The organism is Streptomyces sp. P3, assembly GCF_003032475.1.
Classification (GTDB): domain Bacteria; phylum Actinomycetota; class Actinomycetes; order Streptomycetales; family Streptomycetaceae; genus Streptomyces.
The window spans coordinates 581,739-595,547 of record NZ_CP028369.1 but is presented as its reverse complement, the minus strand read 5'-3'; the positions used below and the strand labels follow the sequence as shown (position 1 = coordinate 595,547).

The window sequence follows — 13,809 nt, the reverse complement described above, 5'->3', positions numbered from 1 at the left end:
GAAGGGACCTGACTCATGGGAGCCCAGCTCCGGGTCTACAAGCGTCGCATCCGATCCGTCACCGCGACCAAGAAGATCACCAAGGCGATGGAGATGATCGCCGCCTCGCGCGTCGTCAAGGCGCAGCGCAAGGTGGCGGCCTCCGCGCCGTACGCGACCGAGCTCACCCGCGCGGTCACGGCGGTCGGCACCGGTTCGAACACGAAGCACGCGCTGACCACGCAGGCCGAGACGGTCGTGCGGTCCGCGGTGCTGCTCCTCACGAGCGACCGCGGTCTCGCCGGCGCCTTCAACTCCAACGCCATCAAGGCCGCGGAGCAGCTGACGGCACGCCTCGAGGCCGAGGGCAAGCAGGTCGACACGTACATCGTCGGCCGGCGTGGTCTCGCGCACTACAACTTCCGTGAGCGCAAGGTCGCGGAGTCGTGGTCGGGCTTCACGGACGAGCCGACGTACGCGGACGCCAAGAAGGTCGCGGGTCCGCTGATCGAGGCCATCGAGAAGGACACGGCGGACGGTGGGGTGGACGAACTCCACATCGTCTTCACCGAGTTCGTCTCGATGATGACGCAGACGGCGCTCGGCGACCGTCTGCTGCCGCTCAGCCTCGACGAGGTCGCGAAGACCGAGTCATCAGCGGCTCCCGCCGCGGGGGCGCCGAAGGGCGAGATCCTTCCGCTGTACGACTTCGAGCCCTCGGCGGAGGACGTCCTCGACGCCCTGCTGCCGCGCTACGTGGAGAGCCGCGTCTACAACGCTCTCCTCCAGTCGGCAGCCTCGAAGCACGCCGCCACGCGGCGCGCGATGAAGTCGGCGACCGACAACGCGGGCGAGCTCATCGAGACGCTCTCCCGGCTTGCCAACGCGGCCCGCCAGGCCGAAATCACCCAGGAAATCAGCGAGATCGTCGGTGGCTCCGCAGCCCTGGCCGACGCGACCGCGGGGAGTGACAGGTAATGACGACGACAGTTGAGACGGCCGTTGCCACGGGCCGCGTCGCCCGGGTCATCGGCCCGGTCGTCGACGTGGAATTCCCCGTCGACGCCATGCCGGAGATCTACAACGCCCTTCACGTCGAGGTGGCCGACCCGGCCCAGGACGGCGCGAAGAAGACGCTGACCCTGGAGGTCGCCCAGCACCTGGGTGACGGCCTGGTCCGCACGATCTCGATGCAGCCCACCGACGGCCTGGTCCGCCAGGCCCCGGTCACCGACACCGGCACGGGCATCACCGTCCCGGTCGGCGACTTCACCAAGGGCAAGGTGTTCAACACCCTCGGTGAGGTGCTGAACGTCGACGAGAGCTACGAGGGCGAGCGCTGGTCCATCCACCGCAAGGCCCCGAACTTCGACGAGCTCGAGTCGAAGACCGAGATGTTCGAGACCGGCGTCAAGGTCATCGACCTTCTCACCCCGTACGTCAAGGGTGGAAAGATCGGTCTGTTCGGCGGCGCCGGCGTCGGCAAGACGGTGCTCATCCAGGAGATGATCTACCGCGTCGCCAACAACCACGACGGTGTCTCCGTGTTCGCCGGCGTCGGTGAGCGCACCCGTGAGGGCAACGACCTCATCGAGGAGATGGCCGACTCGGGCGTCATCGACAAGACCGCCCTGGTCTTCGGTCAGATGGACGAGCCCCCGGGCACCCGTCTGCGCGTGGCCCTGGCCGGTCTGACCATGGCGGAGTACTTCCGCGATGTGCAGAAGCAGGACGTGCTGTTCTTCATCGACAACATCTTCCGCTTCACCCAGGCCGGTTCCGAGGTCTCGACCCTGCTCGGCCGGATGCCCTCCGCGGTGGGCTACCAGCCGAACCTGGCCGACGAGATGGGTCTCCTCCAGGAGCGCATCACCTCGACCCGTGGTCACTCGATCACCTCGATGCAGGCGATCTACGTCCCCGCGGACGACCTGACCGACCCGGCGCCGGCCACCACCTTCGCCCACCTCGACGCGACGACGGTGCTCTCCCGTCCGATCTCCGAGAAGGGCATCTACCCGGCCGTGGACCCGCTGGACTCCACGTCCCGGATCCTGGACCCCCGCTACATCGCGGCGGACCACTACAACACCGCGATGCGCGTCAAGACGGTCCTGCAGAAGTACAAGGACCTTCAGGACATCATCGCCATCCTCGGCATCGACGAGCTGGGCGAGGAGGACAAGCTCACCGTCCACCGCGCCCGTCGCGTGGAGCGCTTCCTGTCCCAGAACACCCACGTCGCCAAGCAGTTCACCGGCGTCGACGGGTCGGACGTGCCCCTGGACGAGTCGATCACCGCGTTCAACGCGATCATCGACGGCGACTACGACCACTTCCCGGAGCAGGCGTTCTTCCTGTGCGGTGGTATCGAGGACCTGAAGGCCAACGCCAAGGAGCTGGGCGTCTCCTGAACTCCCTGAGTTCGAAGTGAGCCCTTCGGCTCACGTCTGAGGGGGCGGGCGCGTCCCGCCCCCTCACGCACGCCCCTTAGACTTGTAACCAACACCCGGCAGAACCCGCCGGGTGGTGACCCGAGGAGCCACCTTGGCTGCTGAGCTGCACGTCGCGCTGGTCGCGGCCGACCGAGAGGTCTGGTCCGGCGAGGCCACCCTGGTCGTCGCGCGCACCACGTCCGGCGACATCGGCGTCATGCCCGGTCACCAGCCGCTGCTCGGTGTGCTGGAGTCGGGCCCGGTGACCATCCGTACGAGTGATGGTGGAACGGTCGTCGCCGCGGTGCACGGCGGTTTCATCTCGTTCGCGGACAACAAGCTGTCGCTGCTGGCCGAGATCGCCGAGTTGTCGGACGAGATCGACGTCCAGCGCGTGGAGCGCGAACTCGAGCGCGCGAAGGCGGAGGGCGATGCCGCCGCCGAGCGTCGCGCGGACGTACGACTGCGTGCGGCGGCCTCGCGCTGACCCAGCGCGGAACCGCAGGACGTCACTCAGCCGCGGTCGGCACCGGAGCAATCCGGAGCCGACCGCGGCTGAGGCAGATATGGATGATTTTTCCGTTCCGTTACCTATTTTCGGTACCCAGGAGACGAGGAGGTCGGTGTCGATGGTCCTCGCTCTGACTGTGTGCGGAATTGTCGTGGCCCTGGTGGCGCTGGGGTTGTTCGTCTTCGGCCTGCGCCGCAGACTCATCCAGCGTTCCGGCGGCACCTTCGACTGTTCCCTGCGCTGGGATGTCTCGGAGAAACCGGATACGAGCGGCAAGGGCTGGAGCTACGGCGTCGCCCGCTACAACGGCGACCGCATCGAGTGGTACCGGGTCTTCTCCTACGCGTACCGCCCGCGCCGGGTCCTGGAGCGCGGCTCGATCGAGGTGGCCGGCCGCCGGCTCCCCGAGGGCGAGGAGGAGCTGGCGTTGCTGTCCGACGCGGTGATCCTCGTCTGCCTGCACCGGGGCACACGCCTGGAGCTCGCGATGAGCGAGGACGCGCTGACCGGATTTCTCGCGTGGCTGGAGGCGGCCCCGCCCGGACAGCGGGTGAACGTGGCGTAGGGCCGTTCACCCGCTGGATCATCCGTGCTCTCCCGCGACGGTCGTCACAGTCCCCTGTTGATGGCGTTCACCAGTTCGCCGTTCGCGGTGTCTCCGCTGAACTCCCAGAAGAACGCGCCGCCGAGGCCCTGGTTCCTGGCCCAGGCCATCTTCCCGGCGATGGTGGCGGGGGTGTCGTAGGACCACCAGTTGCCGCCGCACTTCGCATACGCCGTGCCGGCGATCGTGCCGGTGGCCGGACAGGACGTCTTGAGGACCTTGTAGTCCTCGATGCCCTGCTCGTAGGTTCCCGGCGCCGGGCCCGTGGCGGTGCCGCCCGGGGCGTCCTGGGTGACGCCCGTCCAGCCGCGTCCGTAGAAGCCGATGCCGATGAGCAGCTTGCTCGCGGGTACGCCCTTCGCCTTGAACTTGGCCATCGCGTCGGCCGTCGTGAACCCGGCCGTGGGGATGCCGCTGTACGAGGTGAGCGGCGAGTGCGGGGCGGTCGGGCCCTGGGCCGCCCAGGCGCCGAAGAAGTCGTACGTCATCACGTTGTACCAGTTGACGTACTGTGCGGCGCCGGCGTAGTCGGCGGCGTCGATCTTGCCTCCGGAGGTGCCGTCGGCGGTGGTCGCCGCGGTGACCAGGTTGCCCGTGCCGAACTTGGCGCGCAGTGCCTGCATCAGGTTCTTGTAGGCAGCCGCCCCGCTGGTGTCGCAGGACAGGCCGCAGGCGTTCGGGTACTCCCAGTCGATGTCGATGCCGTCGAAGACGTCGGCCCAGCGCGGGTCCTCGACCAGGTTGTAGCAGGACTGGGCGAACGCGGCCGGGTTGGCCGCGGCCTGGCCGAAGCCGCCGGACCAGGTCCAGCCGCCGAACGACCAGAGCACCTTGATGTGCGGGTACTTGGCCTTCAGCTGGCGCAACTGGTTGAAGTTGCCCCGCAGCGGCTGGTCCCAGGTGTCGGCGACGCCGCTGACCGACTGGTCGGCGGTGAAGGCCTTGTCGTAGTCGGCGTAGGAGTCGCCGATCGCGCACTGTCCGTTGGTGACGTTGCCGAAGGCGTAGTTGATGTGGGTGATCTTCGCGGCCGAGCCCGACGTCACCAGGTTCTTGACGTTGTAGTTGCGGCCGTAGATGCCCCACTCGGTGAAGTAGCCGAGCTTGACCTTGTCGCCGGTGGTCGGGGGAGTGGTGCCGCCGGAGGTACGGACGGCGACCGCGCCGCCGGCCGGTCCCGTCTGGTCGGCGGTGTCACGGGCCCGGACGGTGTAGGAGTAGTCGGTGCCCGCGGTGAGACCGGTGTCGGTGTACGAGGTGGTCGTCACGGTGGCGACCCTGGCGCCGTCGCGCAGGACGTCGTAGTTATTGACGCCCTTGTCGTCGGTGGCGGCGGACCAGGTCAGTTTCACCGAGGTGTCGGTGACCGAGGAGGCCGTGGGCGTGCCGGGGGCCGAGGGGGCGGCGTCACCGGGGACCGACGTGCCGTCGCAACCGCCGCCGTTGAGCCTGCAGGCGGAGGGCGAGCCCGAGCCGGTGCCGTTGAAGCCGAAGGAGACGGAGGCGCCGGGGGCGAGGGAGCCGTTCCACGACTTGTTCCTGGCGGTCCAGTGGACGCCGGCGGAGGTGACGTCGGCGTCCCAGGCGGAGGTGACGGCCGTGCCGGAGGGGAAGTCCCACTCGACCGTCCAGGAGCTGATGGCGGTGGCGCCGGTGTTCTTCACCGTCCACCTGCCCTCGAAGCCGGTGCCCCAGTCCGAGGCCTTGGTGTAGGTGGCGGTGGCGGTCGTGGCTGCCTGGGCGGGGCTCGCCAGGCCGACCAGCCCGGCCAGGGGGAGCAACAGCGTCGCGAATCCTGCCGTGGCTCTGTGTCCGAAGCGCATCCTGCGCCTCCTCGGGGAGTCGGGGGGGCGTGACTGAGCCTTCACGCCCACGGTGCCGCGAGAATAGAAAGGTCTGGACCACAGGTCAATAGGTCTGGACCAGTACGATCTGCCCCGCTCCCGGATTCACCGGACGCCCAACTCCTGCGCCAGGACCGCCGCTTGCACCCGGCTGCGCAGTCCCAGCTTGCCCAGCAGTCGGCTGACGTGCGTCTTCACCGTCGCCTCCGCCATGTCGAGGCGCTCGGCGGTCTCCGCGTTGGACAGCCCCCGGCCCAGACAGGCCAGCACCTCGTGCTCACGCCGGGTCAGCGCGTCGAGGACGGCGGGGTCGGCCCCGGGCGCCCGCGCGGGCACGGCGGCGAACTCGGCGATCAGACGACGGGTCACGGCCGGGGCGATCAGGCCCTCGCCGCCCGCCACGGTCCGGACCGCGGCCAACAGGTCCCGCGCCTCCGTGTCCTTGAGCAGGAATCCGGCCGCACCGGCACGCAACGCCCCGAAGACGTAGGCGTCGAGGTCGAAGGTGGTCAGGACGAGGACGTCGGCCAACCCCTCCTCGACGACCATCCGGGTCGCCGACACCCCGTCGAGGCGCGGCATCTGAACGTCCATCAGCACCAGGTCCGGCCGCAGCTCGCGGGCCAGTGCCACCGCCTGCTCCCCGTCCGCGGCCTCTCCGACGACCTCGATGTCGGACGCGCTGCGCAGGATGAGGACCAGGCCGGCGCGCACGGCCGACTGGTCCTCGGCGACGAGCACACGGATGACGGAGCTCATGCGGGCTCTCCTTCGACGAGGGGCAAGGTGGTGCGGACGGTCCAGCGGGACCCCTGCGGCCCGGCGTCGAACGTGCCGCCCAGCAGGGCCGCCCGCTCCCGCATGCCGACCAGCCCCGCCCCGGAACCGGGGGCGCGCGGTCCGTCCCGGCGGCCGTAGGGGCTGCTCACCCGCACGTCGAGCGTGTGGTCGCGCCGGCGCAGGGCGACGGTGACCCGGCCGGGGCAGGCGTGCTTCAGCGCGTTGGTCAGCGACTCCTGCACGATCCTGTACGCGGCCAGTTCGACGGGGGCGGGGACCGGGCCGTGGCCGGCGTCCGGGGCCATGTCCAGGGTCACGTCGAGCCCGTTGGCGCGGGCGCCGTCGACGAGGGCCGCCAGCCCGTCGAGGGTCGCTGCCGCGACCGGTTCGTGGTCCCCGCTGCCGTCGCGCAGGATCCCGATGAGCCGCCGCATCTCCGTCAGCCCCTCGACGCTGTTCTCGCGGATCACGGTCAGCGCCTGCCGGGACGTGTCCGGATCGTCGATCGACAGCGCCGCCGTCGAGTGGATGGCGATCGCGGACAGGTGGTTGGCGACCATGTCGTGCAACTCCCTTGCCATCCGCGCCCGTTCGGCGGTGACGGCCTGGGTCCGGTCCATCTCGGCGAGCAGCGCGGTCTGTTCGGCGCGCAGCCGGGCCGCCTCGGCGGCGTCGCGGTGGTCGCGCACGATCCAGCCGGTGGCGGCGGGCCCGTACGCGACGACGCCGACCACCACGCCGATCAGCAGGGCCTCGGGCACCCGCCAGATCGCGAACGGCACCAGCGTCCCCGCCACCGTCAGCAGCCCGGTGATCCACTGGATGCGGCGGGCGGAGGCGAGCGGGCCGTACAGGACGGCCGCGTACACGAGGTCGGTGTACATCAGGATCGTGGACAGGTTGCCCTGGGTCACGAGGTCCGCGGTGATCGCGGCCGTGCCGGTGAGCAGGGCCGCGCGGGGAGCCGTCCGGCGCAGCACCTCGCAGCCGGCCATCACGGTGAGCGGCACCAGCACCGGCCAGGGGCCGTCGAACAGCGTGATCGGGTCGTCGGACGGCCGGGTGCCCAGACCGATCACCACCAGCAACAACCCGCCCAGCAGTCCACCGACCCCCACCCAGACGTCGAACCGGTGCGGGCGGGGCAGTCGTCGTACGGCCATGCCCTCCATCCAACACGCCTCGCAGGGCGTGCGCCTGCTCCCCGGGGACGGTCCGGAACTGCATCTTTCGATGTACCGGAACCTCGTCACCGGCGACGACGCATCCGGCAGCGCGGGACGGGAGCCTGGGACGGTGAGCGAGGGGAGCGAACCGTGGTCGTCACACTGATCGTCGTCTGCGAGGTGGCCTTCTGGGTGCTGCTGGCCGCCGGGCTGGCCTTCCGGTACGTCTTCCGGATGCCGCGACTGGGCCTCGCCCTGCTGCTGTGCGAGCCGCTGCTGGAGATCGTGCTGTTCGCCGTGACCGCGACCGACCTCAAGAACGGCGCCGAGCCGGACTGGCGGCACGGCCTCGCCGCCGTCTACATCGGCTTCACCGTGGGCCTCGGCCACTCCACGATCAGATGGGCCGACGCCCGGGTCGCCCACCGGTTCGCCGGTGGCCCGCCGCCGGTACGGCCGCCGAAGTACGGCACGGCCCGCGCCGTGCACGAGTGGAAGGTCGCGGGCCGGTGGACCCTCGCCGCTCTGGTCGCCGTCGCCCTGCTCCAGGCGGCCGTCCGGTACGTCGGCGGCGACGCGGAGACCGGCTCGCTGCGGGCCTGGCAGCAGCGGATGCTGTTCGTCGTCGGCGTCAACGTCCTGATCGCCGCGAGCTACACCCTCTTCCCGAAGCGGGAACCGAAGGGCGGCCCGGAGCGGGAACCGGCCAAGATGGACTAGCGTTCCCCGCCCGGCACCCACAGCACGTCCCCGACCGCCTTGTTGGCGGTGCGGGCGAGGATGAACAACAGGTCCGACAGCCGGTTGAGGTAGGTCGCGGTGAGCGGGTTCATCTGCTCGCCGTGCGCCTCCAGGGCGGCCCACGTGGAGCGCTCGGCACGCCGTACCACCGTGCACGCCTGATGCAGCAGGGCCGCGCCCGGGGTGCCGCCGGGCAGGATGAACGACCGCAGCTTGTCCAACTGCTCGTTGAAGCGGTCGCAGTCCGCCTCCAGCCGGTCGATGTAGAACTGCTCGACCCGCAGGGGCGGGAACTCCGGGTTCTCCACCACCGGCGTCGACAGGTCGGCGCCCACGTCGAACAGGTCGTTCTGGACGCGGACGAGGACCTCGGCCGGCTCCTCGTCGAGTCCGCCCAGTGCGAGGGCCGTGCCGATGACCGCGTTCGCCTCGTTGGCGTCGGCGTAGGCGGCGATCCGCAGGTCGGTCTTGGCGACCCGGCTCATGTCGCCGAGGGCGGTGGTGCCCTGGTCGCCGGTCCTGGTGTAGATGCGCGTCAGATTGACCATGCCGCCAATCTAGACCTTCCCCGCCGGTCCGCTCCGTTCCCTTCGTCACGGTCCGCGGCCGACCGGGCCGAAGGCCCTCCGCAGGGGACCGACGCCTGCTCAGGACGGGGCCAATCGGACTGAATCGGACAGGATTTGACGACGTGACCGGCGTCTCACGCCGTGAGACGTGAGACGCGTTACTAACCGGTCACGCAGCGCCTCACGACCGCTAATCTCCGGCCGAGAGGCACACGGACAGGCAACCGGGTCGGCTGCGCCGGATGGTTGACGCCGGTGACATCGGACGCGTGAGCGGGCAGGGCTCTACAGGCACCGGAACCGGCACAGGGCCCAGGAGCCTCACCCTTGCGGGTGAATTGGGTATCGGTTCGCTCACAGACGGCAACCTCTGACCGCTTCTCGCAGTCAGAAGATGCAACACCGGACACCACACCGCGGAGCACGAGACGCACGCTTAGGGGAGCGCTATGCACATCAAGGGCGACCACGTCGAGCTGGTCGTCGGGGGCCGCCTCGACGTCCGCAGCGCGGCGGACGCCCGTACGGCCCTGCACACGGCGGTCGATGACGGAGTCGGCGACCTGGTGCTCGACCTGTCCGGACTCGACTCGTGGGACGCCACCGGACTCGGCGTCATCATGGGCGTCCACCGACGGGCCGGCCGCTGCGGCCGGCGCCTGGTGCTGCGCGGCGTGCCGCCGCAGATGCAACGCCTGCTGGTGGCCACCCGGCTGCACCGGATCCTCGCGATCGAGGGCGGCATCGGAGTGGAGTCCCTGCCCCGCGTGTGACGCGCAGGGGGTGTGGCCTGCGACGGGAACCGTGTGACGGGCGGGACGGGTGCGAGCGGCCGGGTGCAATCCTCACGAGACCGTGACGCTTCGGGCGGCCCGGCACCCCGGGCTGTCGTAGATACTGTGCGAAGGTTTACGGTTCGTCTGCCCGCCGCCCGCAGCCCTCGAGCGGGCACCGGACCAGAAGCGACAGCCCAGTGTGCGGCAAGGCCGGGAGGGGCTACCGCCACACGACGCTTTTGGGGGGCTTGACCCATGGACCCGAACACCCGGGGACCCGAGGAGCACGGCCACGACGCGGGGGACGCCTCCCGGTCGAGCGCCTTCGACTCCGGGCCCGGCCAGACCTCGCGCCCGCGCCCGTCCAGGGACCCCCTCACCCCCGACTTCGGCCAGCCCGCCCCTGCCCTGGCCCGCACGGTGCGCCTGGTCGCCGGCGACCATCTGCTCACCGTCAACCCGGTCGACGGCAGCGAGATCGAGCTGTGCCCGCCCACCGAACGGGCCGAGCGGCCCGTCAGACGCACGCCCGAGCGGCGCGCCGAGGCCGAGCGCGCCGCCCGTCCGCCCGTTCCCGCCGGAGCCGCCCCGCCCGCGCGGCAGCTCCTCGGGCGGCAGGACGAACGCGAACAACTGGTCCGTCTGCTCGCCCGCGGCCGCTCCGTCCGCCTCACCGGTGCCCCCGGCTCCGGCCGCACCAGCCTCCTCGACCTGGTCGCCGAGGACTGCGAGGACCTCGCCCCCGACGGCGTCGTCCGCCTCACCGGCCACCTGCGCACCACCGCCGACCTGCTGCAGGACCTCTTCCACGCCGTCTACGACGCCCCGCGGCACCGCCCCGACGAGGACGATCTGCGCGAGCTGGTTCGCGAGATCGGCGCGGTCGTGGTGGTCGACGACCTCGACCTCGGCGGCGCCGCTCTCGACGACCTGCTGGACGCGACGCCCGAGTGCGCCTTCCTGCTCGGCGCGACGCCGGACACCCCGCTGCCCTCCGCGGACTCCGCCGTCGAGGAGGTCGTCCTCACCGGTCTCGACCGCGCGGGCGGCGTCGAGGTCATCGAGCGCGCCGTCGGCCGCGTCCTCACCGAGGAGGAGGCCAACTGGGCCGGCGACCTCTGGTTCGAGTCCGAGGGCCTGCCGCTGCGGTTCGTGCAGGCCGGCGCCCTGCTCGCGCAGCGCGACCGGCTGCGGGCCAGCGCCGACGCGGTCGACGCGTTCGGCGTCTTCGAGGACGCCCGGCCGCTCCCGACCCCCGCCGACACCGTCGCCGGGGCCGGGGAGGCCGAGGCGATAGCCCTGCCCTCCCTCGGCGAGGCCGCCGCGCCCGCGCCCCTGCTCGCCTCCCGCCTCAGCGCCTCGGCCCGCGCCACCCTGCGGTTCGCCGTCGCCCTCGGCGGCGAGGTCCCGCACCAGGCCCACCTGCCCGCCCTGGTGGGCGACACCCACGCCGACGCGGCCCTCGGCGAGCTGGCAGGCTGCGGGCTCGTCTCCCCGGTCGGCAACCGCTACCGGCTCGCCGCCGGCGTCCGGACCCAGCTCGAGGCCGCCGGATACGCCGAAGACGTCGAGACCCACGCCCACGCCGCCGCCCAGCACTACGCCTGGTGGACCGGTCACCCCTCGGTCACCCCGGAACGGGTCTGCGCGGAGGCCGACGCCGTCCTCGCCGCCCTCGTTGCGGTCGTCCCGGACACGACCCGGCCCGAGGAGGGCGAGGAGGCCACCGCCGTCCGGCTCGCCCGCACGGCGGCGCCCGCGTTCGCCGCGGGGCTCCAGTGGGGCGCCTGGTCGAGCGCGTTGCACGAGGGCGCGGAGGCCGCCCGGCTCGCGGCGCAGTCCGCGGACCGCGCCTACTTCCACCACGAACTCGGCGTCCTCGCGCTGTGCGCCGGGGACCTCGACCGGTCCCGTTCCGAGCTGGAGGCCTCGCTCGCCCTGCGCGGCACGATCGCCGACAAGCGCGGCACCGTCGCGGGCCGGCGCGCCCTCGCGCTCGTCGCCGACCAATCGGGCGACGTGCCCGGCCTGCCCGCCGCGACGTTCGGCGACGAGACGCCCGACGTCCGTCACGAGGAGCAGGCGTCCCCGCCCCGCGGCATCCAGGCGGTCCTCCCGACCTACCCGCCGGAGGCCGAGACCCTCGTCGCCCGCCGTGAGCCGCCCGCCAAACCGACACGGCACAGCCGAGGCGGCCTGCGGAGCCTGGCCAGGCGCAACCTGGTCGGGGTCGGCGCCGGCGCGCTGCTCGTCGCCGTGCTGGGCACGGTGGTCACCCTGGGCGCGACCTCGAACAAGGACGCCGACGACCCCTCCGGCCGGGTCGGCGTCAAGCCGTCCGTCTCCACCGGCGTCGACGGCAAGGACCCCGGCACGGACACCCCCGGCGAGGACAAGGGCTCCGCCGACACGGGCGAGGCGACCAGCAGGCCGACGGACCCGGGCCCGGACGGGACCATGGGCACCTCGGACGACCCGACGCCCACGGGTTCGGCGGAGCCGTCGGCGGGGCCGAGCGGTTCGCGCGACCCCGGGGACGGGAAGCCTTCCGGCTCGCCCGAGCCGACCGGCGGGCCGTCGGCCGACCCGACCGGGTCCGGGTCGACTTCGCCCTCGGCGTCCGCGTCCTCCACCGGCGGGACCGGCTCGACGTCGCCGTCGCCGTCCACTTCGGAGACGACCGCCCCGACGCCCTCCGGCAACACCTCGACCTCGGCCGGCAACTCCATGTCCTCCGCCCCCGTGGGCAGCACGATGAGCTCCTCCGGGCTGTCCGGCCCCTCCGGCGCGGCGGCGACCTCGCCGGACGAGGTGATCTGAGCCGCGGGGCCACGGCCCCCGGCACACGACGAGGGCCGGGTTCCTCTAGGGGAACCCGGCCCTCGTCGTCGTACGGACGCGGTACGGATGCCTTACGGCCGTCGCGCGGCCGTCGTACGGGACGTCGTACAGAACGTCAGAACAGCCGCAGCTTGTCGTCCTCGATGCCGCGCATGGCGTTGTAGTCGAGGACCGTGCACCCGATGCCGCGGTCCGTGGCGAGGACGCGGGCCTGGGGTTTGATCTCCTGGGCGGCGAACACGCCGCGGACCGGGGCGAGATGGGGGTCGCGGTTCAACAGCTCGAGGTAGCGGGTGAGTTGCTCGACCCCGTCGATCTCGCCGCGTCGCTTGATCTCCACCGCGACGGTCTGCCCGTCGGCGTCCCGGCACAGGATGTCGACCGGGCCGATGGCCGTCATGTACTCGCGGCGGATGAGGGTGTAGCCCTCGCCGAGGGTCTCGATGCGGTCCGCGAGCAGTTCCTGCAGGTGCGCTTCCACGCCGTCCTTGATCAGGCCGGGATCGACGCCCAGTTCGTGCGACGAGTCGTGGAGGATCTCCTCCATCGTGATGATGAGCTTCTCACCGCCCTTGTTGACGACGGTCCAGACGCCCGCCACGCCTTCGGAGTCCCCCGCGTCCTCCTTCAGGGTGCAGGGCGGCGACATCCAGTTGAGGGGCTTGTAGGCCCGGTCGTCCGCGTGGATGGAGACGCTGCCGTCCGCCTTCACCAGGATCAGACGGGGGGCGGAGGGGAGGTGGGCGGTGAGCCGGCCGGCGTAGTCGACGGAGCACCGGGCGATGACGAGACGCATGGTCGGCAACGCTATCCGACGCCCCGCCGTGCCCGCGATCCGCCCGCCCGTCCGCCGGCCCCGCACGCCACGGGCGACCCTTCGGCCTCGCCCCTTTTGATCAGGAAAACCTCTGTTCGACAGTGGCCGATTGTGTGCCCAACAGGGGTTCCCTATGTGCTCATTCTCCTGGTGCGGTCACCGTCCGTTGCCTACCGTAGTGAACGGGAGGTCGCGATGCGTGTACTCAGCGTGTGCGGTATTTCGACATGGCGGACTCCCGTTCCCTGTCCGTCAACCCTCGTCCTTGTCGGGGGTGCGAGAGGAGTACCCATGTCGCTCGACGTCTCACCGGCCCTACTCGATCAGGCCGAGCGAGGCGAGGTCGACGAAGCAGAATTCGTCGACTGCGTCCGGACCTCCCTGCCCTACGCATGGGAGATGGTCAGCTCCCTGGTGGCCCAGCTGAAGGTGGACGGCGAAGACTTCGCCGACAACCAGACGCCCCCGCCGGACGAGCAGGCACGCGGGCAGCTGCTGCGCGCGCTCGCGAGTGACGCCATACGCGGCGCGCTGCAGCGCCACTTCGGCGTGCGGCTCGCCTTCCAGAACTGCCACCGGGTGGCGGTGTTCCCGTTGGACTCGGCTGTCGACGAGAAGCTGAACCGCTTCACCTCGATCCGCAGCCAGGTGCTCAACCAGTCCCCGGAATTCCGGGACTGCTGACGGCATGACGATCTCGCTTGCCGCTCCTGACGCGGGAGGTTTCCGACACCACGGGAGCATCA

At 71.2% G+C, this 13,809-nt stretch carries 13 protein-coding genes; 8 read left to right on the top strand and 5 right to left on the bottom strand.

Going from position 1 to position 13,809, the window contains the following annotated elements; genetic code table 11:
* Positions 1-15: 15 nt before the first annotated feature.
* The 4 genes from C6376_RS02420 to C6376_RS02405 all read left to right on the top strand — a co-directional run bounded on the left by C6376_RS02420 (position 16) and on the right by C6376_RS02405 (position 3,490).
* The gene (locus C6376_RS02420) at positions 16-957 is read left to right on the top strand and encodes a F0F1 ATP synthase subunit gamma (RefSeq protein WP_107441888.1); all 942 of its coding nucleotides are present in this window, start codon (positions 16-18) and stop codon (positions 955-957) included.
* Positions 957-2,393: a F0F1 ATP synthase subunit beta gene (gene atpD / locus C6376_RS02415; RefSeq protein ID WP_107441887.1), complete on the top strand. Its 1,437-nt coding sequence runs from the start codon at positions 957-959 to the stop codon at positions 2,391-2,393. The genes C6376_RS02420 and atpD overlap by 1 nt, the downstream gene beginning before the upstream one ends.
* Positions 2,394-2,526: 133 nt before the next feature.
* Complete coding sequence (locus tag C6376_RS02410) at positions 2,527-2,901, top strand: F0F1 ATP synthase subunit epsilon (protein ID WP_057584029.1); 375 nt, start codon at positions 2,527-2,529, stop codon at positions 2,899-2,901.
* Between the two features lie 142 nt (positions 2,902-3,043).
* Complete coding sequence (locus C6376_RS02405; RefSeq protein ID WP_107441886.1) at positions 3,044-3,490, top strand: DUF2550 domain-containing protein; 447 nt, start codon at positions 3,044-3,046, stop codon at positions 3,488-3,490.
* A 44-nt stretch (positions 3,491-3,534) separates the two neighbouring features.
* Here the strand turns inward: C6376_RS02405 and C6376_RS02400 are convergent, their stop codons facing one another.
* The 3 genes from C6376_RS02400 to C6376_RS02390 form a co-directional block, all read right to left on the bottom strand.
* Positions 3,535-5,352: a glycoside hydrolase family 18 chitinase gene (locus C6376_RS02400; protein WP_107441885.1), complete on the bottom strand. Its 1,818-nt coding sequence runs from the start codon at positions 5,350-5,352 to the stop codon at positions 3,535-3,537.
* 126 nt (positions 5,353-5,478) lie between these two features.
* Positions 5,479-6,132, bottom strand: a complete 654-nt coding sequence (locus tag C6376_RS02395) for a response regulator transcription factor (RefSeq protein ID WP_107441884.1) — start codon at positions 6,130-6,132, stop codon at positions 5,479-5,481.
* On the bottom strand, positions 6,129-7,316 hold the full coding sequence (locus tag C6376_RS02390; protein WP_107448728.1) for a sensor histidine kinase: 1,188 nt from the start codon (positions 7,314-7,316) through the stop codon (positions 6,129-6,131). Before C6376_RS02390 ends, C6376_RS02395 begins: the two co-directional genes overlap by 4 nt.
* Before the next feature lie 153 nt (positions 7,317-7,469).
* On the opposite strand from C6376_RS02390, the gene C6376_RS02385 reads away from it, so the two are divergent.
* On the top strand, positions 7,470-8,039 hold the full coding sequence (locus C6376_RS02385) for a hypothetical protein (protein ID WP_107441883.1): 570 nt from the start codon (positions 7,470-7,472) through the stop codon (positions 8,037-8,039).
* Here the strand turns inward: C6376_RS02385 and C6376_RS02380 are convergent.
* A complete protein-coding gene (locus C6376_RS02380; protein ID WP_107441882.1) occupies positions 8,036-8,608 on the bottom strand; it encodes a cob(I)yrinic acid a,c-diamide adenosyltransferase in 573 nt (190 codons plus the stop codon). The genes C6376_RS02385 and C6376_RS02380 overlap by 4 nt on opposite strands.
* 470 nt (positions 8,609-9,078) lie before the next feature.
* Between C6376_RS02380 and C6376_RS02375 the strand changes: the two genes are divergently transcribed.
* Both C6376_RS02375 and C6376_RS02370 read left to right on the top strand, forming a co-directional pair.
* Entirely contained in the window at positions 9,079-9,402 is a 324-nt protein-coding gene (locus tag C6376_RS02375) for an STAS domain-containing protein (protein WP_057584016.1), read from the top strand.
* 258 nt (positions 9,403-9,660) lie between these two features.
* Positions 9,661-12,225 carry an ATP-binding protein gene (locus C6376_RS02370; RefSeq protein ID WP_107441881.1) on the top strand — a complete coding sequence of 855 codons (2,565 nt, stop codon included), beginning with the start codon at positions 9,661-9,663 and terminating at the stop codon, positions 12,223-12,225.
* A 136-nt stretch (positions 12,226-12,361) separates the two neighbouring features.
* Here the strand turns inward: C6376_RS02370 and nucS are convergent, their stop codons facing one another.
* On the bottom strand, positions 12,362-13,042 hold the full coding sequence (gene nucS, locus C6376_RS02365; RefSeq protein ID WP_173985563.1) for an endonuclease NucS: 681 nt from the start codon (positions 13,040-13,042) through the stop codon (positions 12,362-12,364).
* A gap of 312 nt (positions 13,043-13,354) precedes the next feature.
* On the opposite strand from nucS, the gene C6376_RS02360 reads away from it, so the two are divergent.
* A complete protein-coding gene (locus tag C6376_RS02360) occupies positions 13,355-13,747 on the top strand; it encodes an SCO5389 family protein (RefSeq protein ID WP_107441879.1) in 393 nt (130 codons plus the stop codon).
* The last annotated feature ends 62 nt before the right edge of the window (positions 13,748-13,809 follow it).